At 39.2% G+C, this 21,523-nt stretch carries 11 protein-coding genes; 7 read left to right on the forward strand and 4 right to left on the reverse strand.

All coding sequences use genetic code 11. From position 1 onward, the window contains the following. Positions 1–494: 494 nt before the first annotated feature. The 4 genes from AACW45_RS25595 to AACW45_RS25610 all read right to left on the reverse strand — a co-directional run bounded on the left by AACW45_RS25595 (position 495) and on the right by AACW45_RS25610 (position 9,226). Positions 495–2,402: an SdiA-regulated domain-containing protein gene (locus AACW45_RS25595; protein ID WP_190635629.1), complete on the reverse strand. Its 1,908-nt coding sequence runs from the start codon at positions 2,400–2,402 to the stop codon at positions 495–497. Positions 2,403–3,701: 1,299 nt separating this feature from the next. Continuing rightward, a complete protein-coding gene (locus AACW45_RS25600) occupies positions 3,702–5,582 on the reverse strand; it encodes a PKD domain-containing protein (RefSeq protein WP_190635632.1) in 1,881 nt (626 codons plus the stop codon). Between the two features lie 1,365 nt (positions 5,583–6,947). Further along, the gene (locus AACW45_RS25605) at positions 6,948–7,724 is read right to left on the reverse strand and encodes an AAA family ATPase (protein WP_190635635.1); all 777 of its coding nucleotides are present in this window, start codon (positions 7,722–7,724) and stop codon (positions 6,948–6,950) included. After that, positions 7,709–9,226 carry a hypothetical protein gene (locus tag AACW45_RS25610; RefSeq protein ID WP_190635637.1) on the reverse strand — a complete coding sequence of 506 codons (1,518 nt, stop codon included), beginning with the start codon at positions 9,224–9,226 and terminating at the stop codon, positions 7,709–7,711. Before AACW45_RS25610 ends, AACW45_RS25605 begins: the two co-directional genes overlap by 16 nt. A 1,341-nt stretch (positions 9,227–10,567) precedes the next feature. On the opposite strand from AACW45_RS25610, the gene AACW45_RS25615 reads away from it, so the two are divergent. The 7 genes from AACW45_RS25615 to AACW45_RS25645 all read left to right on the forward strand — a co-directional run bounded on the left by AACW45_RS25615 (position 10,568) and on the right by AACW45_RS25645 (position 21,392). Further along, the gene (locus tag AACW45_RS25615; protein WP_190635639.1) at positions 10,568–11,740 is read left to right on the forward strand and encodes a glycosyltransferase family 4 protein; all 1,173 of its coding nucleotides are present in this window, start codon (positions 10,568–10,570) and stop codon (positions 11,738–11,740) included. A 30-nt stretch (positions 11,741–11,770) separates the two neighbouring features. Further along, positions 11,771–12,997 (forward strand): glycosyltransferase, encoded by a 1,227-nt coding sequence (locus AACW45_RS25620; RefSeq protein WP_190635641.1) that lies wholly within the window; start codon positions 11,771–11,773, stop codon positions 12,995–12,997. A 190-nt stretch (positions 12,998–13,187) separates the two neighbouring features. Further along, positions 13,188–13,853 (forward strand): sugar transferase, encoded by a 666-nt coding sequence (locus tag AACW45_RS25625; protein ID WP_277880438.1) that lies wholly within the window; start codon positions 13,188–13,190, stop codon positions 13,851–13,853. 491 nt (positions 13,854–14,344) lie between these two features. Continuing rightward, positions 14,345–16,546, forward strand: coding sequence for a GumC family protein (locus AACW45_RS25630; protein ID WP_190692816.1), 2,202 nt, complete (start codon positions 14,345–14,347; stop codon positions 16,544–16,546). Between the two features lie 97 nt (positions 16,547–16,643). Further along, a complete protein-coding gene (locus AACW45_RS25635; RefSeq protein ID WP_190635647.1) occupies positions 16,644–18,188 on the forward strand; it encodes an O-antigen ligase family protein in 1,545 nt (514 codons plus the stop codon). Between the two features lie 90 nt (positions 18,189–18,278). Then, positions 18,279–19,688 carry an oligosaccharide flippase family protein gene (locus AACW45_RS25640; protein WP_190635649.1) on the forward strand — a complete coding sequence of 470 codons (1,410 nt, stop codon included), beginning with the start codon at positions 18,279–18,281 and terminating at the stop codon, positions 19,686–19,688. Between the two features lie 255 nt (positions 19,689–19,943). Then, on the forward strand, positions 19,944–21,392 hold the full coding sequence (locus AACW45_RS25645; RefSeq protein ID WP_190635651.1) for an FAD-dependent oxidoreductase: 1,449 nt from the start codon (positions 19,944–19,946) through the stop codon (positions 21,390–21,392). Positions 21,393–21,523: the final 131 nt, after the last annotated feature.

The following is a 21,523-nucleotide window of genomic DNA, read 5'->3' on the forward strand; positions in this document are numbered from 1 at the left end:
AGTAGTGCGAGCATCTTGCTCGCGTTTGTCAGCGAGCAAGATGCTCGCACTACAATGGTATGCTCATTTCCGCCGACCTGTACTAGGGTATTGCGTCAAAATTGGGATGCGCGCAAATAATATCTAACGCAAACTTAATATAACGGGATGTTTTAAATAGTGAATAAAGCTAAAATTGCGATTTTTACCGTTTATTTAAAAATAATAAATTTCCAGTGAATAAATATTTATTGAAACCTGATTTTTCTCACAATCATTAATTCAATATATATTTGTAGTATTCGGTTACTTAATGCTTGATTAATTTATGATAGCAAAAATTTGGCTGGTAAATTACTAGATTTTAGCCTCGATTGTAGTCTCGATATTGTTTTCTTACTTATCTAACAGCTAAAGCACAAAACTCAACTAATTAGATAGAGAATTCTACATGTTTCATTCTTTTAAAGATTGGTAGATGCAAATAGGATATTTTTTTTGCTGAACTACTAAATTTAAGTTTGAGCAATACTAATACCCTCAACATTAACCCCTGCAGGTAGTCCATGAACTAATCCATCCCAGAATGATGTGAAAGTACCAACCGTATTAGCACCAAGAGATGTGGGGGTAAATTGAATGATGCTATTACCAGTGCCGCTAATAGTAGCACCATTCAGGCCAGGAACGCTATAAGCTCCTTCAATAGTCAAGAAAAGATTGTTATTAGTGTCGAACCAAACACCATTCACATCTTCTGTAGAGTCAGTTAAACCTACATCAGAGCCATCAAAAACCATTTCCCAAGTACCAGTGGTATTCTCTCCTAAACTAGTAGCCTTGAATCTGATTAGGTCTTCATCGGCTACTGTACCGGAAATTCCGGCGAGCTGGGCAGAACCTCTCAGACTAACGATCAAATTACCATTGTTATCAAGTGCGATCGCGTCTAATTCGTGAGAGTTTTCAGTTAATCCTACATCCGATCCGTCAAAATACATTTCAAATCTACCACTGGTAAAGTCACCTGTGGTAGTAGGCGTAAACTTAATGACATCCGAATCATCTACGGCTAACTCACCAGGTAAGACAGTGGGGTTATTGACAGTAAATAGAATCGAGCCATCTTGATTGATGTGAAAATCGCGTAAGTTGATGTTTGTATTGCCAGCACCTAAAACATCGGAGCCATCAAAATACATATACCACTTATTGTTAGAGGTATCGTATGCCAAGATGTCCTGCCGATTAAAAGCTACACCGCCAACAGTACCGTTACCAGCAAGCTTGACAAAGAGGGTGGATTGGGGATTTAAAACCTGGATATTTGTACGACTACTTCCAGTTAATAGCCCATCATTTGCACTTAACTCTAGAGTGTAAGCTCCTGGAGCCGTAAAGCTGACAGCAGTATCTGTGTTAGAGGCATTAGTAAAATTAACACTGCCAGATCCACTAATTAAATTCCACTGAGTGGTGACAGTGCTTCCTAATGGTAAACCATCGTCAAAAACAGAACCCTTGAGGTTTGTTCCGTACAAAACTACTTGACTTTGTCCTGCATCTACTGCTGGTGCTTGGTTAGGAACATCTCTACCTAACGCAAATTCGTATAATCTTCCGTCATTTTCGTTGGGGTCGGTATCATTATCAACGCCGCGATCGACAATATAAAGACTTAGCTTTGTCCGATCTGTACTGCTCGGCGCAATAGTAATACCTGCTGGCTTATCTGGTAAAGCCTCAGCAATATCATATTTTTTAACTAATTCACCTTTAGTTGTGAGTTCAAATAATGCAGGGGTAGCTGGCGAACTTTTGGATAGATATCCCACCATGAACAAGTTACCACTACTAGGATCGATCGCAATCCCTTCTGGATCGTGAAGTCCAATAATTTCGGTATCGAAAGTATTAAGTAAAGTCCCATTGGTAGTGACTTCATAAACTTGGGAACCAGCTCCATCAACAACAAACAAAGTATTTGTCTTCGCTGAATATGCTATGTCTTCTGGATCGTGGTCGTCACTATTGTCTGTTGCAGTACCCCAGGATGCAGTACTAAAAGAGGTAACTATATCATCCGCAGTGTTGTAGTTTCCATCTGCGCCAGGATTTACTTGATAAACCAGACGCTTATTATCATCTGTAATGTAGAGGAAGCGATTCGCTGGATTGTAGGCGATCCCTGTTGTCTCGTTGGAATAGTTGATAGCTGAGAGAGTCTTCTCAAGAGTACCTGTCAGGCTTGTTTGAAAGATGTTCCTACCAGTGAAGAGGGTAGGCATTTCATCTACTTCACCATCCACTATTAAAAATGAATTCAAATGGCTGATGTAAACAATACCTGAGGGATCGGGACTAGGTGGCCCAAATTCAGAGGTGTTAACAATCCGGATGAGCGAAAGCTTAGTATCTGTCATTATTCTTTAGTAGTTGAATCGTTGAAACTAAGTGTTTTTGCGGCTATGCTTTACGCAAAAAGTGTTAGTGTCCAGGAAAAATTAAGTACACTAACTGAATTGTAGAACCTGAGAAATCCTGATTCAGGAATTTCATAGATAATTCATCGTAATTTCATAAACCAATGTCATGAAAAATAATGAATATATAAAATTGATAACAAGTTAGTAATTTTACGGATCTCTCTGTTCAAACTTGTCTGCTAAAGTTGACAATTATCTTTAAATTAATATTTAAATTCGTTATCAAAATGCTGATGCCATATATTGACAAATTGCCGGATAATTTGGCTCTATAGTCTATTTTTTAGAAATGACTCAATTGCTTGTACAGACTACACATGAGCGTCATTACTTGAAGAAATTCTCTGCTTGTAGTTCATTTACCTGAAATAGACTATTTTGGAAAAAATTAATTGTTATTAGGGGATTTATTCTATTTTATTTAGCCTAGTTAGTTTACGATAAATATCTTTATTTTCAATCAACCTATAGTTAGAGATATGCCTTCATTTTTAATGATGTGTATAGAAGATTTATGCAACACTTTTTCGTAAATTTATAGAGATATGAAATATTTATTCAATCTAATTATGCAATCTAAAAATTCATAATGCAGTGATAAAAAAAATTATAAATTCTTCACATATAGGACTTACGCAACTGGCACAGAATTTCATCTTGTAGGGTGGGCAATGCCCAGCATATCCAGGTTTCGGTGGACATTGCCCATCCTACACTACTGACAATTTTTCACAAATCATTTAGGAGTGGTATATATATAGATGTTCAGAGGAGCTTGAGAGACTTTTGATTAGACAAACAAGCGATCGCGCTGGTGAATGTAGGAATTCAATTGTATCAATAAAGACCATTGGTCAGTCAAGGGTAATATTTTCTCGCTTAGAGTGAAATTAACGCTTTTTGCTAAGAATTTCTGATACAACCCTTGAATAACCAAAAGTATCTCGGCATCAAATAAACTACTACCGCAGTCAACAGTCAATCAATTTTGGATTTTGGATTTACGATTTTGGATTGACTGCACCGATTCCGGGATGCAGCTTGGGGATTTTAAATTGACGATTTTGGATTTGTTCCACCCACAAGGAGAGAAGTCAGAGCGCCGGCTTCCGGCGATCTGAACTTCGGAGGCGGGGCATGAACCGAAATAATCTAAAATCTAAAATCTAAAATCTAAAATTGGCGCGGTCAACAGTCAACAGTCAACAGACTTATATTCTCGGCTTGTGTGTGATTTTAAGCTACTTGAGTAAAACCATCTACGACAACACCAGCCAGCCCGATATCAGATCCATCCAAATATGAAACATAGTTCCCGGCTGTAGTCGCACCGAGACTAGTAGGCGTGAAAGTCACAATATCCGCACCATCACCTGTAACACCAGGTACTTGGAATGTGCCCTTAGTAGTTAAATACAGCTTGTTATTGCTGTCAATCCAAACACCATTTATATCTTCGCTACTTTCTGTCAACCCAACATCAGAACCTTGGAAAAATAAATTCCATGTCCCTGCTGTATTTACTCCTAAGCTAGTGGCATTAAAGGCCAGCAGGTCTTTATCATTACCTGTGATATTACCTGAAGTACCTGGAACATCATATTTACCCGTGGTACTGATAACTAACTTGCCATCTTTTGTAAAGGCAATACCATCAATTGCTTCATCACTCTTAGTTAAGCCAACATCCGAGCCATCAAAGTATAAGGAGAAGCTACCGGCTGTGTTATTTCCTGTAGAAGTGGGAGTGAACTTGACAATATCTTGTTTCTCAACTCTACCTACACCATTAAGGGTGAGAGAACTGTTCAAACTAAACAAAATCGAGCCATCTTGATTGATGTGGAAATCGCGGATATTGCGACTGGATAAACCCACATCAGAGCCATCAAAATACATCGACCAAGTGCGATTAGACCGGTCATAGGCCAAAATGTCTTCATCACTGTAAGCCACTCCGCCGACTGTACCGCTACCACCCAAGCTGAAAAATGAGGTTGTTTGTGGATTTAATACTAATACAGATACGCGATCGCTATTGGTTAATTTACTATCGCTGGCTTGTAGCTGTAGTACATAAGAGCCAGGAGCCGAGAAGGTAGCAGTGGTATCTTCTTTACCTGCATTAGCAAAAGACACATTACCAGGGCCGCTAACTTTACTCCAAGTAGTAGTTAAGGAACCAGGTGGATTAGGTAAGCCATCATCAATGACAGTACCATCCAAACTAGCCTGCTTAAAAATTACTAAATCCTCACCTGCATTTACAGATGGTGCTTGATTGGTAGGACTAGCACCACCACCACCACCGGATGTCCCTAGAGCAAATTCGTAGATACGACCGTCATTTTGTCGAGAATTTCCATCGTTATCAATACCGCGATCGACAATATAGAGACTTTGCTGAGTGCGATCGTTACTAGTAGGTGCGATCGTGATACCCGCAGGCTTAATGGCTTTGGCTGCTGAAATATCGTAAGTCCGAACTAGTTCACCCTTAGTTGTCAGTTCAAACACCCGGTTAGCTGGGAACCCGACCATAAACAAATGACCAGTACCAGGATCGATAAAAATACCTTCTGGATCTTTGAGTCCCAATCTCTCAGTATCAAATTGACTAACTAAAGCGCCTTTCGTCGTTACTTCATAGACTTGCGCTTTCACCCCATCAACAATAAATAAATTACCTGTTATGGGTGAATAGGTAACATCTTCCGGATCGCCGCTACCAAAGGCAGTAGTATTAAATGAGGTGACTACATCATCTTTTGTGTTGTATAGTCCATCTCCTCCAGGATTGACCTGGAAAATTTTCCGCTTATCATCATCAGAGATATAAAGAAACCGATTGGCTGGGTTATAGGCTACCCCTGTTGATTCATCAGAAAAGTCTTCGGTGGTGAAAGTATTCTGTAAGGAACCTGTAAGACTTACTTGAAACAGGTTTTTGCCCTTATATAATCTATCGTTCTCCTCGATTTCACCATCACCAACTAACAGTGCATCCAAATGCTGAATATAAGCAAGCCCTGAAGGGTCTGGACTAGCCGGTGAAAATTTAGAAGTTTCGGTTACTTTTACCAGTTTTAAAACCGATGGACTAGTTTGAGTTGCCATATATCTTATTTCCTAATTTTGGCGATTTCGATCTATTTTTTTAAGCTCAGTGGGATTTATGGTTATATATTGAGCAAAAATTCTTACTTGCCGATATAACCAGTACAAATAGTAGACCGATTGTATGGAAAACTACATTAACTAAGAAGAAAATTTATGGATACTTCATCATAAATTTATAAAATTAGTTACTTAATATGCATATACAAAAAGCCTAATTAGTACAGAAATTTCTGATAATTCCTGCACTTAATGAGTTAGGTAGCCAAGGAGAAAAAATTCTGCTTGACTCAGATTGATGAAAAAAAAGATGGGTAATTTGCTGACAAAATGCTTGTAATCTAGATTGTTGGCTGACTCATACTTGAGACAACCAAATCTACAAATTTGTCAATTTGTGTAAATATAAAATTCCTATTTAATTTTTGCCACAACTGTAGTTAAGGGAATATTATTTCTAGGCTTACCTAGTTACTAGGAGTGACAGCAATCTGTGACCAGCGTAGATTTTATTGCCCAAATTATGAAATTATGCCCAAAATTAAATCTGAATTTCTATTTAATGTTATTTACTTTTAAGAAAGTAATATATATCAAAATGTTTCCCCTCAGTAAATAATTTAAAAATAGTAATCTTAATTTGTAATTATTAATAATGTACTTATAGCTTTTAAATAGTGTAGGACTTACGCAAAATCATGAAAAAACGAACCGCGAAGCACGCAAAGAACACGAAGTAAAGAGGGTTTGGGAGAGTTATTGCGTAAGTCCTATAGTGTTTGCGGTACATCAATATATTATAGAGGGCATGGCAGTACCCATTGGTGTCAACTTAGCGTGAAACCAATTTACCGCAAGGAACTGAAGTTCCTTGCTAAGAGACAAAGTCATCTCAAGATGACTAAATATCCTCAAAGTCTTGAGTCTACTGAAGTAGGGGCGGGTTCACAGATATGCTCCAATAATTCACGAATATCTCGCTTAACCCGCCCCTAATTAGGCTATTAGGAGTCGAGTAAAAATAAGTTGAACAATTTAATATTTGTAGTGCGGGCAGCGTTCGACTGAGCGCTCACGCCGAAGTCTTGCCCGCGCGAGCGAGATGTTTGTCCTACGGACACGCTACGCGCTAAGCGAAGCTATGCCGAAGGCTTTACGCACTACTTATTTTTACTGGATGCCTTGGGACATCCAATTTTTTAAATACCCAATCAATTTATAGTGTGAGTGTCTCGCTCGCTGGTGTTCAAAAGCGAGCAAGATGCTCGCACTACTTATTTTTACTTGATGCCTTAGCCTTGAAATTAATTCCAAGGCGGGCGACAAAGCTAAGAAAGAGGCTATTTTTGCTTAAGTTATGAGAAATCACAACCTCGCAGGTTCAGGATGCTTGATTAAGCTGTTATCGATCCAAGACACAATCTGTTGTGTTTTTTCATCTACTGACAGCGTACTATCAATTTCCAGAACGGGAATATCAAATGTTTGAGCGCAGTTGATAATGTCCTGAAGATAAGGAGCATATTGAGAAAGCAATAGCTGTGCTGCTTCTTGGGACATGAGATCAAATCGGCTTTCTTCGGTGGGACGATTTTTAATTCTGTGAATTGCGGTTTCGATATTGATTTGGAAATCAACGATCGCAATTGATCTTTGGGAGAAAATTAGTGCTAATTCCTCTTTGATATCTGCTAAAGCCGGAGTCGTACCTGTAATTCCAATTGACCAAATTTCTTGTAACAATCCCTGATCGAGTAGGAGCAATTGCTCATTGTTAGTTTGCGCGATCGCATCAATGCGTTTCAAATTTGCATAAGTTTTGATCGCTTTAGAAAAACTTAGCCAGTTAGTTGGTTTTACTTGCGTCGCTAGTGACAGAGATTTGCGCAAAATCTGCCATTGATTTCGGCTTTGAGGAATGAGTTTCCACAACCTTTGCCAAATTGGTTGTCGCTTCCAATTGCGCAGAATTTCGTCTCCAGCAGCTACAGATACACCTTGCTGTTTTAATTGGGCAACTACTTGATGAAACACAGTAGTTTTACCTGCACCGGGTAAGCCGATAAACTCTAAGACTATTGGAGTCTTAACTGCGCTCTGTGGTAGATGAGTTGTACTGAAATTACTTAAAGATGTTGCCATACGGACTGTTTTGCCTGTAATAAAACTTGCTCAAGTGGTTGGGTAGCATCGATGTTGACTACTGTGGTTTGCGGTGGAAACTTCAAAGACTTCACCGCATCCACTTTTTGTTTAACAATATCCGTAGGCGTATCTGATTTACGCGCTAAAGCAATCTCTGGGGTAACGTTCAACTTAATTACTAAATCTGGGAGTAAAGTATTCACCATTTGTTCGTAATTTTGTAACTCCCATTCTTGCAGAAAGCCGGGGTATGAGGATGACTTACCATTACCATTTGTGAGTAGGGGGCCATCATTAAAGCCGAGAATTTGGGTTTGGGGATAGCGATCGGAAACGACAATCATTCCCCGTTGTCTAGCTACGGAACAATGCTGAAGTTTTTGGTGTTTTTCATAAACCAGAGTAATCGCCCATAATGCTTTAGCAATTCTTTTTAAGGGAGATTTCGGCTGGGAAGTTCCCACCAAGTCAGAAGAACTTTGTTTTTGATGGGATTGATTTGGCGATCGCTTAGGACGTAAAATTTTAGCGGCTCTACTGGCTAACACCAATGGTAGCCGATACCAAGAAGCAGGGCCATCGCCACTTCCTAGATAAACTGGCTGGACATCAAGTTTATGAGAAAAACATTTTCTGATTTCTTTGGTAACAGTAGATTTACCAGAGCCATCTGCACCTAAAACCGCAATCATTAAACCACCAGTGGTAGGTGTTCTGTGGGCTGCTACTGGAGCCTGGAAAAACTTTCTCAAGCTCTTGAAGAACAGGTACTGAATTTCTAGTTTCCAGCGCAAAACCTTAGATACCAATGGGTGATAGCGGCGATTTTGTTTTAAGGCGACTTGAATCGCATTCCCGGATTTTAATAATTGCTTGAGGTTGGATTCGCTATCAATGACATCTAAAACTAACTTAGTTGCCTTGCTACCCAAAAGCTGCTCGCTCAGTTCTTGCACCTTTTGGCGATCGAGTCTTTCTTTGAGCCAGCGAAATTCCCGGATAAAATCGCCTTTAAAATAGTCTTTACCCAAAAGGTTATTTAGGCGATCGCGAGTTCTCACTTTCAGCGCTGCTCGCACCACCAATAAAATTGTTTCAATATTCGGCTCGGCAATATAAATCTGATATTCTTCGCTAAAAATTCTTGTGGATAATAATAATTCTTCCCAAGGCAGACGGTAACCTTTAAGATATTTCTCTCCCAACTCTAAACGATAGTGAAGATGCAGGTGTACCAAGATTCCTGTCTCTTCATCCAGCGCCAAATAATCATCAATATCTCTATATCTCCGGCAAGGAATTGCCTCAAAATACTTGAAACCAACTTCATTTAATACTCTCTGTAAATTGTCTTTCTCGTTTTCATCTACTAAAACATCTAAATCTGTTTTACCTTCTACAGCTGCATCAACATGCTCGTTACTTTTCCAATGACAGTAGCGAATATTGTTTTGATCTAAGTAGTAGTTAAGCTTTTGAACAACCTGGAGTGCTGCCATTATTTCATCTGCTCCTTATTAAATTACCCTGAATTTACTCTGTTTTCTATATGTGTTATTGCTTACCCGTGCAAGTCACCGTAAATAGACTGCAATGAGGACTCTGTTAGCAGTTTTACTTGAATTCCCGACTATTCTCAACTCAAAATTAAGAATCTTTGAAAAGTTTTTACAGAAAAATTATGTATAACCATTGTTCTTACTTGTTTGCGCACCCAAAAACAAAAAATTAAATGAGCGATCGCTATATCTGTATATGTGCTGATTGCGGTAAGTTACTGGCTAACTACGCAAAATTACTATGTCGTTAATTTTTTCGGTTTCTTTTCGACCGCTTTCACACTCTAGATAGATGAAATCGATTTACTCCTATCCTTTGAGATCCAGTGAAAGCCCCGAATCGAAATTCCAAAATACTTTGAAATTAAACAACTTTTTTGATGCGTTTTTGTTTGCTCAGTAAATTCTCCTACACTGCACTAATAGCATATCAATATAATTTTGGCAATTATTCTTCAGCTACTTTGACTGCCCATATCCTTAATTACCCTAGTTGGTGAAAATCAGCAGCAAGTTGTCAAATCATGACAAAAACCGATCTAGAGATTTTATGCATAACAACCCGATAAAGGAGAATTTCTGGTAATTTAGAATCTTCATCTGTCCAAAATTTGATGTTGACCGCGTTCTTAATGAAGTAGAGATAAAGGCCGCTCTGGAATTAAGCGTAATTCTTTACGGAAAATTAATATAAACTATTGCCACATTAGGGTTTATACTGTCCATTTTTCTCTATTACTAGTCTTCACGGAAATTTTGAAAAATACAGTGTTCATTTAACATTTACTTCAAATAATTATCCGTAGATCCGATATACTGAGGTTAAGCAAGATTTAACCTAACAGCCAGCATTCGTTAACCTTCATTTAACTTAATGCTAAAACATCTGGTGAGATTTATGTTGGTTCCCGTACTTTTTGTATTCAGCATTACTCTTACCATTGGCAACAACACAGTCTTGTAACCCCTATTAATAAAGTGTCGGCAATTTCAGGAGGCGAGGTGGGTTTATCTGAGTGCATTTACCAAGTTTGTCAATCCAGGATTAAATCATCAATTGAGGATATTGCTGCTTCTTGTGCTCCGAAGATGATTCCTCTGCAACTTAAATAAGTAAGTGGCATGATTCAGGCAAGTTCAGACGCCCAGCATCCTCATCTGCAAAAAAGATCCAAAAGCGCGATCGCTAACTGGTAAAAATGCTAACAAATCGCTGTATTTGCCAGATGACCCGCTTCATCATTCTTGCTTAACAATCCATCATTCAATTCAGTAAAAACCATGAAAATAGCTGTCATAGGTGCAAAAGGTCTTCCTCCCAAACAAGGTGGTATTGAACATTACTGCGCAGAAGTATATCCACGCATAGTTGCCAAGGGTCATTCTGTTGATTTGTTTGCTCGTTCCTCAACTACAGATTCATCTCCCTTCTCAGAATACGACTATGAAGGCGTGCGCGTAATTTCTTTACCTTGTCCAAGCGGTAAAGGGTTAGATGCTTTCTTTAGTTCCATGTTGGGAGCCATGATGTCTGTTGGCAACCGCTATGACATCGTACATTTTCATGCGTTAGGCCCATCTTTATTTACCTGGATACCAAAGCTTTCCTTCTCTACTAAAGTTGTCGTTACCTGTCAGGGATTAGATTGGCAACGCAATAAATGGGGCAAATTATCTAGCAACTTAATTCTGCAAGGAGAGAAAGCTGCTGTTCGCTTTGCTGATGGACTGATTGTTGTTTCCGAAGAATTGCGTTCTTACTTCCGCCAAACCTACGGTAAGCAATCTGTATATATTCCCAACGCCGCAGCAACTTACGGCGCATCCGATCCCACCTTTGCTTATGGCAAATCTTTAGGCTTAACCGCAGGGCGCTACGCTTTATTCTTGGGCAGACTAGTTCCAGAAAAATGTCCCGACTTACTAATTGAAGCTTTCAAAAAACTCAAGCCAGCTGGCTGGAAACTGGTATTAGCTGGGGGAGTCAGCGATACCAAAGAATTTACCGCCCAAATGTTGCAGCAAGTAGCAGATGACCCCGATATCATCTTTGCTGGTGAATTAAGAGGCGCGCGTCTGTGGGAAATCGTCCGTGGAGCCGGATTGTTTACCTTACCATCCGATTTAGAAGGTCTACCTTTAGCGATGCTAGAAGCTATGTCACAAGGTATCCCAGTCCTTGCTAGCGATATTCCTCCACATCAACAATTGGTTAGTAACAATAGAGGGGTAATGTTCCGCGCTGGTAACATTGACTCTTTAGTACAACAAATGGATTGGGCAATTCAGCATCCCCAAGAAATGAAACAGATGGCTGAGAATGCTCAACGAAACGTGCAAGTTAACTATAGCTGGGAAAAAATTACAGCTGACAATCTGAGCCTTTACGAGAACTTATTAAGTTCTCCCGGTCAACGCGCAGGTGGCAAATTCGTGACGACGAAGCTTTCTTAAGATCACCCACTATAGTCAAGGAATTGAATCATGCATCAGCCAACTCTCACGATTTTCTATCAATTTAATCCCTGGAACCCAACCATTGGCGGTATTCAGACTTGCATTCGCTACATTCTCAAGTATGCACCTAAGGATATCAATATTCGCCTCGTAGGTACTGGTAATGGCGATCCAAAAATGCCTATAGGTGAATGGCATGAAGCCGAATTATTTGGCAGAAAATTTCTGTTCATGCCTTTGATTGAACTGAAGAATGACAACTTTCGCGGTATAGTGCCCACAACTGTTAAATATACAATGGCACTTTTGGGGCGTGATTTTTCTTCTGACTTTTTGCAATTCCATCGGATAGAAGCATCATTAGCTAGCTCTAGCTGGTCTGGTAAGCGGATCTTCTACATTCACAATGACATCGACCAGGAAATGAAGGGCACCAACCAAGGTGGTGGTATTCTCTGGCGGCATATTCCTTGGGCTTATTTTGCACTGGAACGCAGATTAGTCAGAAAGTTTGATCGCATTTTTTCCTGCAACACCAAAGCTGCCAAGCAATATAAAGAACGCTATCCCTATGTTGCAGATAAAGTATCTTACTTGGTGAATACAGTAGATAGCGATATCTTCTATTCTGTCTCTGCCGAAGAACAAGAACTAGGCAGAATCAAGCTAACACAAGACTTAGGACTGTCAACAGATACTCGTTTCATCTTGTTTGCTGGTCGTCTGCATCCACAAAAGCAGCCCTTACTCTTAGTCCGCACATTCGCAGAACTAAATGAGCCAAATACTCACTTATTGATTGTCGGACAAGGCGAATTAGAAGAAGAAGTACGTGCGGAAATTGCTCGGTTAGGTTTAACCGATCGCGTAACCATATTCCCACCACTAGCACAAACAGAGCTAGCGAACTTATATCGAGTTTCTCAGATGTTTGTGTTAACCAGTGCCTATGAAGGTTTATGTCGCGCCAGCATTGAAGCATTGGCTTGCGGCACCCCTGTAGTCACCACTCGCGCTGGAGAAACACCCAACTTTTTGAGTGCTGATAGCGGCATTGTCGTGGACGAACAAACCCCAGAAGCGATCGCCTCTGCCTGGAAACAAGTATTAATCAATCCCAGCAATTATCCTTCAGAAGCATGTGTGCGCGTTGTCAAACCCTATGACGCCCGTCACGTTGTTAATGGTATTTATACAGAGTTGCTGGAAAACTGGAAAGATGGACAGGGTGAGTTGTTAAACGCTTACGCATAAATCTAGAGCTAATCTCAGCCTTTTTGACATCATGGTAGCTTATTCAGTTTCAATAGTTCATTTAGGCTGATATCTGCAAAAAACGCCACATCAGGGTGCAAACTTATAAGTCAGGAGTTGACAAAGTTTTTTTACCTGTAGGAGAACTTCAGCCATTGCGCTCATATCTAACAAACCCTTAGTTACTGTCTTGCCGGAAAAATCAATGCAGATTAACTTTACAGATCTTCCTCATTTTCAACAACGGGTACATCCTTCAGCTAACTCTTCATTCAAGCGATTAATTGATATTGTTGGTGCTTTCATTGGGTTAGCAATTACAGCTGTTATTGCCATCCCAATTGCGATCGCCATTAAACTTGATAATCCCGGCCCGGTTTTTTACAGTCAAACTCGCTGTGGCTTAAACGGCAAAACCTTCCGTATTTGGAAGTTTCGCACTATGAAAGTGAATGCCGACCAAATGAAGCATTTAGTCCAAAATCAGGCTAAAGGTAACATTTTTAAGAATGACCAAGATCCGCGCATTACCCGTGTTGGTTCCTTTCTCAGACGTACCAGCTTGGACGAGTTACCGCAATTCTGGAATGTTTTGCAAGGTGATATGAGTCTGGTTGGTACCCGCCCACCCACAATAGATGAAGTAGAAAATTACGAGCCGCATCACTTCCGGCGGTTGTTGGTAAAACCGGGAATCACAGGTGAATGGCAAGTCAATGGACGTTCTAAGATAGAAGACTTTGAAGATATAGTCAAGCTAGATCTAGCTTATCAGTCTAAATGGTCTGTAGTTTACGACCTCCAATTAATTCTCAAGACGCTGCAAGTAGTATTAAATCGTGATGGAGCTTACTAATAACTGTAGTTCACCGTTTTTGAGAAACTAAACTAGATGATTCACCGTCATATAAGTATTGCTCAGACTGCAGAGCTAAAATTCTCAACAATCAACATTCTCTAAATCCACAATATGTCTTTACAGGATTTTGTTTAAAAAATCAACCCAAATGTTATACACTTTTCTTAAGTAAGATAATTACTTAACCTCAAATAGTCTTCAATAGCAATTTTGGCAAACTGTCAGGTTAGCCGATTACAACCCTCTCGTTGCAAGGCTGATTGGTTATCAGGGTGAAATCTAACAATAAATACAATTTGCAGACCTTGCCAAAGATGAGTCATAACTAGTCTAAATGTATCTCATCGGAAGATTGTCAAGAAGATTAATAGAAATAATTACCAAAACGCCATCGGACATCCAGTCTAGTATAAATAATTGGTAGTTAATAGTCATATATCTGTAATATTGAAAAGAGATAATCTAGTTAAGTTGGTGAATATAAAAAATTGGCAGGTAAATTAATGGGTAAAGCTGTTCTTCCGTTATCTTATATAACCGCACTGAAGCGACATGCTTGGTTAGCTTCATCAACGTTTGTATCTGTATTAATAGGTGTAACAGCAATTAGTTTAGCTATTTCACCTCGATTGTATGAAACCTCAGCCAGACTGATGGTTGGTCAAAAAGAAGTAGGGATCTCAGCTTTAGGTCAAGAACTATCAAATATTAATAACCAATCGCCTAGTAAAGCAGCCGATCCAGTAGCAACTCAAGCTGAACTAGTTAAATCTCAGCAAATTCTTCGGGGTGCTTTAAAAAGAGCTTTAAGTGAAGGTAAAATCCCCATTGAAAAGCTACCCACATTAGAAGAATTAAAGGCAGGTATTAAGGTAGAAATTGTACCTGCAACTAGCATTTTAGAAATTAGTTATACTAATTCCGATCCGAAAGTTACTGCTGTTATTCTCAATCAAATTGCTAAATTAGTTATTGCCGAAAACACAAAATTAATTAGAGCAGAAGCTACCAGCCTGCGCAACTTTTTAGAAGGGCAAATTCCCGAACAACAGAAAAGACTACAAAAAGCAGAACAAGCTGAAAGAAGATATCGTGAAGCCTATAGCTTTGTGGCTTCTAACACTCAAACTGAAAGTTTAATTGAAAGCTTATCATCCTTAGAAAATCAAGAAAGACAACTCCGCGCTCAATTGCAGCAATCGAGACAACAAGAGGTATCATTGCAACAAGTCGTGGGTGCAAACAACCCCACAGGGGCATACATAGTTAATAGAATTGGACAGGATGAACAGCTTAAAGAATTAAATAAACAAATTACTGCTACCGAAGTAGCAATTACTAGCGCCCGTACTCGCTGGACAGATGAACATCCAGAAGTATTAACACTCATCCAAAAGCGAGACGAACTGCGCGCTCTTTATAATCAACAAATATCACAAATAGTTCCCGCCAATCAAACTGTTAATTCTAACGAAGTAGCTGCTAACCAGTTAAGCCAAGATTTAATATCTCGCTATATCTTAGTTGAAAGCGAACGTAAAGGCTTAGAAGATAAACTCCAGGTAGTGCAGCGAGATGTAGAGAGTTTGCGATCGCGTGTTGCTAAAATCCCCGTGTCGCAACAGTCATTAGTGGCGCTGACTCGCGAACGAGAACAAGCTGAAAAAGCCTTGAAAACACTCGATGACAAACTAGAAGAAGCGCGGATTGCAGAAGGACAAATTCTCAGCAATATCCGGATTGTCGGCGAAGCAGAAACTCCTACAGATCACGTTTCACCAAAACCTTTGGTGATTGTTATTCTCAGTACAGTAGTTGGGATCATTGCTTCTGCTCTTTTAGTCTTACTCCTAGAACTATTGCAATCCAAGCTGCGCGATGCAGATGAGGTAGAAGCTTGGCTAGAGACTCCTGTACTTGGGGTATTACCCAAACTGAATCCCAAAACCTTCAATTTGGCAGCACTAGATTCTTTATTAGATAATGCTGAGTATGTAGAGCCATACCGTATGTTGCTCAAAACCTTAGAATCTTTAGGTAAAGAGCAATCAAAAATCATCGTTGTCAGTAGTGTTGGTTTTGGTGAAGGAAAATCTTCAGTAGCGTTGCATTTAGCGGCTGTTGCTGGCATTCTGTCAAGACGTACATTAATTGTCAGTGCAGACCTGCAGCATCCCATATATCATAATCTCTTAGATGTGCCTGCTTACCCAGGATTAACAGAGGTTGTGACTGATAATTTACCATTGTTAGATTTAGTTAAATCAACCTCAATTCCTAATTTATCAGTGCTACCTTCAGGGAGAATTCCTAGCCGTCCATCGACAATTATTGAAAAAATGTCGATGGATAGAATTTTAGAAGAAGCCGCACAACATTTTGATTATGTAATTGTTGATGCTTCACCTATAAGTAGTAATGCTGATGCTGCAACCTTAAGCCAGTCGGCAGATGGAGTGATTTTAGTTGTTAAACCCAACTCCACCTCCAAAAATGCAGCCCTTAGAGCTATCTCTGATTTACAAAAGAGTGGTTCAACTATTCTGGGTGTAGTGATCAACGAAACTGTATTACCCGTTGAAAAAGAACTAGCTGTACTCACACCAGTTGATCAACATCAGCAGTTACCACCAGCTGAAAGTTTCTTTTCTGGTTCCATAGTCAAAAACACTAGCAACAGTCTTCGCTAGTTAATTGCCAATTTTTTTAATCTCATTATCTGAGATCGCCAGATCGCCAAAGGTGCATTTACTTTTTCTTTGAAGAAAAACATCAAACTAACAGAAGATGGCAATAGATCGAGGCAATAATCTGATTTCTTTTCCTACAATTTTGCTGAGTATTGTAGGAATTTTGTTAAGTATTATTTTTGGTGTAGTCGCAAATCTCCAACCTTTATATATAGCTTTATTAGTTGTATTGATTGTTGCCGTTTCGGTTACTATTAACTTCTTTAAAAATTTTGAGCAAACCCTTTTAGGTTTATTAATTCTTCGTAGTGCTTTAGATGCATTTTCTGACCAACAAGTACCTGCAGTATTTGGTCTAGGTCTCAATATTTTGGCATTGCTTTATGTAGGAAATTGCTTAATCGCCAGAAAAAAGGTGCAAACCGATGGATTCTGGTGGTTTCTTGCTGGATGGATTGCATTGCAAGCCGTATGGGTGGTTTTACAGAAACTAGGCGGGCTAGGTCTTGGGCCTTCATACTTTCCAGGAGCATTACGGGAATGGGTGCGAATGTTTTCTGGATTAATGGTTTATCTGCTAGTTATGCAGATGAAGGAAAAAGTACCTCCCATCAAGGTAGTTTCTAGCTTATTTTGGAGCTTAGTAGCGCCATTAACAGCAGCAACCTTACAAATTACTGTTCCCCCATCCAAGTTACCCTCTTTTTTAGTATTTCAAAGTGGATATGCTATTGAAGCCGGATCGCGGATGAATGGAACTCTCGGACATCCAAATGCATTTGCGACATTTACCTTGTTTTTTCTAGGCCTGGGGCTATGGAAAATGGGAGAGGTCAAGCAACGTATACCTTGGATGATTTTAGTGACAGCGCTGGCTTTTTTCTTAGTTAGTAGTAAATCATTGACTGGGTTAACAATGCTGGTTGCTTTCATCCCAGCATTTTTGGCACCTAAACTAAATATAGCCAATATTATTAGTGCTGTTGTGCTATTTGGTATAGTTTTTTACTTATTTGCTGGCTCAGAAATGGGGCAAGAGCGGCTGCAATCCTTGTATGGCACACCACTCTTAAATCCACATATTGATACATCTAGAGCAATATTATTACAATGGACTGACGGTAATAGTTTTAATTGGCGTGTTGCTCAGTGGACGTTTTTAATCAACAGATGGCGAGATGCACCACTTTTAGGATATGGATTAGACACATCTCGGTTTTTAACTCCTCTGGCTAGCTATTCTCATAATGACTACATTCGCTTTTTAGCTGAAGAAGGAATTTTAGGATTTAGCCTATTTTTGATTTTTATTTTTGCAGTATTTTTCCGTCTAATTCAACTAGCTTACTCCGTTCCTTCTGGTTCTGCTAAACGCAATCTCTGCTTTGTCATGCTAGCGTTTTTCATCTCCATGCTAGTAGGGATGATAGCTGGAAATGTTTGGAGCCACACTACTATGTTCTTCTATTGGTGGACTTTATTAGCAGTTGCTGGCTGGGATTGGGATAAACCTGTAAATGTGGAAGATGATTCCAGTTCTGCTGCACAAAACCAGTCAAAATTCAATCATCCAAAGCCAAAAGATTTGACTGCTCAAAAAAATTCATTTCGTCGTCAATTACCACGCAGAAGATTAGGTTAAATCTTCAAAAAATTTATCAGTTTTTAGCTTTATATTTGTAACCATTAGCACTATGTTCCGTCTGTAAGTAAACAAAATTATCGATCATAAATGTCCCAATCAAAAGATATTAAAGGAAAAATTATTCGGGGTGGTGTCTCCATGACACTTAGGCAATTGCTAGTAGCAGCACTTTCAATGGTGAATGTGCTAGTAATTGCCCGAATGTTAGGCCCAGGATTATACGGTGTTGTCACTATTGTTTTAAGTATTTTTTATTTCTTAAACCAAGTCTGTCGCTTTGGATTGCAGGTTTATTTGGTACGCCAGCCAAATCTCACAGATGAAGAGCCGATACAAATCCAAGCATTTTATAACTTTCTTGGCATAGTTATTTGTGCGGTGTTGTTCTGTATTGCTCCGCTTATTGGCTGGTGGACGAAGGAGCAAGAAGTAACTTATGCATTACAAGCCATCTTACCTGCACTCTGGATGGATATGGTCAGTCGGGTGCCAACTAGTATGTTGGAGCGAGAACTGAGTTTTGACAAGGTGGGATTGCTAGAGGCAGTTTCTAAAGTTGTGTTGTATGTTTCGGCAATACCTTTAGTATTAATCGGCTGGGGTTATTGGGGCCCAATTATTGGCACTGTGTTGGGTTATTTAGTACAGCTGATAATGGCATATTATTACTATCCTGTGCCTTGGCGCTGGCGCTGGCAGTGGAAGGTGGTGAAACCTGCTGTAAATTATGGACTTACCTATTCTGGCTCGGATGCAATTTTAAATCTCCGCAGATTAAGGCTACCTTTGTTGGTAAGTCGTTTAGGCGGTACAGAAGTCGTTGGTTATATCAGTATTGCGATGCGATTGGCAGAACAGTTGGCAATCCTGCGGTTGGTGGTACGTCGGATGTCAATTAGCGTGATGGCAAAATTAGTAGATAAACCAGAACAAACACGCAATGCTATCAGCAAAGGTATGACATACCAAGCACTTTTGATTGGCCCGATTTGTGCTGCTTTTTCTTGTACTTCTGCCTGGTTAATTCCGTTGATGTTCTCCAAAGAATGGTTAATCAGTGCCCAAATCTTTCCTTTTATTGCGGTAGGAGTATTAGTAGGAGCAATTTTTGAATTGCATACATCTAGCTTGTATGCTGTGGGACGTAACTACGAAATTGCTCAACGCAATGCCTGGTATGTAGGTATTCTGTGGTTAGCAACTATAATTTTCCTACCTTGGATGGGTTTATGGGGATACGGTTTGTCAGAAATTCTGGCTTTACCTACTTTTTACTTGCTTCATACCTCAATTGTAAGGTTGTTCGGTTCTCCTAATTATTGGGATTCTTTTTGGATCACCTTAGTCTCAACAATTTGTATGTTCGCAGGGGTTTTCTTACCGCCAATTGCGGCTATAGGCTTACTAGTTGTCAGTTATGGAGCAATATTTATTTATTGTCCCGGTATTCGCAAGATTCCTGTGGATCTCTGGGCGGCGAGGAAAAAAGCCGCTTAAACAAGATTCTGTTAATTTTTGTCAAGCCTGCAGGTATTCAATCTGCGGGCTTTTTCGTGTGATATTGATAATTAGCGTAGACGCAAAGCGGCTTGTCGTTAGACATCGCTTGTGCTGATACCAATTTAGGTAGTGTTTGCAGCAGATAAATCATAGAGGGCATGGCAATACCATGCCCCTACCATCTGTCGCATTCTTTTTTCAATTTGGGATGACAACTAGCTACAATTAAGATTTGAGTGAAAATAAATTGCCATGACAATAGGTCACTCCTATAGAAAGAATGTTGTCATTATTGGCGGAGGCCCTGCAGGATTAGCGGCCGCTTTAATGCTAGCCAAAAGAGGCTGGAAAGATATTACAGTTATTGAAAAAAGACCATCAGCAGATTACTACGAACCAGATAAATCTTTTAGTTATCAAATTGATGGACGAGGGCAGAAATTAACCGATTTGTTAGACATAACGGAAAAAATTGCCGATTTGAGTGTGGCTAGTAATGACTTTTACTTGACTCTAATTCAAAAAGATGGCAAACGCAAAACAACAAAACTACCTATTGTTGATTCTAAACGTAAAACGGCTTATTGGTTGCCAAGAGCCGCTTTTGTGCAACTACTTTATCAAGAAATTCAACAACATTGGCAAGATGCAATTCAGGTTTTATTTAATATTGAATGTGTAGAAATTAAACATAATTTAGAGCGTTTAGAAATTATTACTCAATCTAAAAATCAGGATGAACAAATATTTATTCCTAATCTGTTACTAGGTTGTGATGGATTAAATTCTATTGTGCGTGAAACTCTGCATCGAATGGAGGAGCGATCGCATTTATTTGCTATGCAGAAATATCCTTCTCCTAGCTCTGGTTTAAAATATAAAGTTCTCAGTTTACCGCCGCAATTTCCTTTATCAGAACAAGCTGGGGATATATCGCAATCTACAATGGCTTATGCCATTAGGTCTAATTTTCAAGGGCGTAATAAAGCAATTTCTCTGGGTTTATTACCCTTAAAAAATCAGGATTTCCCCAGAACGGCAAATATTATTGCTTATCCAGAGCATCAAATATGGCAGTTAAAAACTAAGGAAGAAATTGCAGAATTTCTTAAACAAGCATTTCCTCAAATACCTATAGAAAAAATTATTTCTCCTGAAGAAATAGCTAGATTCACATCTAGTGATGGAGGTAAGTTTCCTGTTCCTCAATATTGTGAGGGCTTGTATAAAATTTTGGGTAATCCTGATAACAATGAAGGTACAGCCGTAATTTTATTTGGTGATGCGGTTCATTGTTTTCCCCCTGATATTGGACAAGGAGTAAATTCTGCTTTAGAAGATATTTATGTTTTTCAGGAAATATTAGCTGAGACTCAAGATGATTTATCTCAAGCCCTTCCTCAATATCAAAAAATACGTCAGCCAGATGTGCAAGCTTTAATTCGGTTAGTACAAATTAGTTATCCTTGGCAATATAATCAAGACCCTTTACAAAAACGTTTATGGAGTCTGAATTTATTTTTGCGTTTAGTTTTGAGTAGGTTGTTACCTTTTGTATTTCATCCTCATTCTTTTGTCATGATTCAAAATCATGAACTATCTTACTCAGAAATTTTGGCTAAAAGTAATCGTACTACGCGAATTTTGTTAATTTTGGCAGTACTGACGATATTAATTTTAATAGGGAATTTACTAACTTGAAATGGGCATGGGGCATTGGGCATAGGCAAGAGAGATTTTCTTGTTTGGTTGTGGGATTTTACTGTGAGGGGCTGATTTAAAAATCAATTTCTTAGTATTGTGCGATCGCTTATTAATTCCCAAAAATAGGA

The sequence above is a fragment of the Calothrix sp. FACHB-168 genome, from assembly GCF_963889195.1.
Classification (GTDB): Bacteria; Cyanobacteriota; Cyanobacteriia; order Cyanobacteriales; family Nostocaceae; genus Aulosira; species Aulosira anomala_A.

Excerpts from the sequence above, each read along its gene's own strand:
- AACW45_RS25605 (WP_190635635.1), bottom strand. The coding sequence starts at position 7,724 with ATGGCAACATCTTTAAGTAATTTCAGTACAACTCATCTACCACAGAGC.
- AACW45_RS25600 (WP_190635632.1), bottom strand. The coding sequence starts at position 5,582 with ATGGCAACTCAAACTAGTCCATCGGTTTTAAAACTGGTAAAAGTAACC.
- AACW45_RS25620 (WP_190635641.1), top strand. The coding sequence starts at position 11,771 with ATGCATCAGCCAACTCTCACGATTTTCTATCAATTTAATCCCTGGAAC.
- AACW45_RS25615 (WP_190635639.1), top strand. The coding sequence starts at position 10,568 with ATGAAAATAGCTGTCATAGGTGCAAAAGGTCTTCCTCCCAAACAAGGT.
- AACW45_RS25645 (WP_190635651.1), top strand. The coding sequence starts at position 19,944 with ATGACAATAGGTCACTCCTATAGAAAGAATGTTGTCATTATTGGCGGA.
- AACW45_RS25610 (WP_190635637.1), bottom strand. The coding sequence starts at position 9,226 with ATGGCAGCACTCCAGGTTGTTCAAAAGCTTAACTACTACTTAGATCAA.
- AACW45_RS25635 (WP_190635647.1), top strand. The coding sequence starts at position 16,644 with ATGGCAATAGATCGAGGCAATAATCTGATTTCTTTTCCTACAATTTTG.
- AACW45_RS25595 (WP_190635629.1), bottom strand. The coding sequence starts at position 2,402 with ATGACAGATACTAAGCTTTCGCTCATCCGGATTGTTAACACCTCTGAA.
- AACW45_RS25640 (WP_190635649.1), top strand. The coding sequence starts at position 18,279 with ATGTCCCAATCAAAAGATATTAAAGGAAAAATTATTCGGGGTGGTGTC.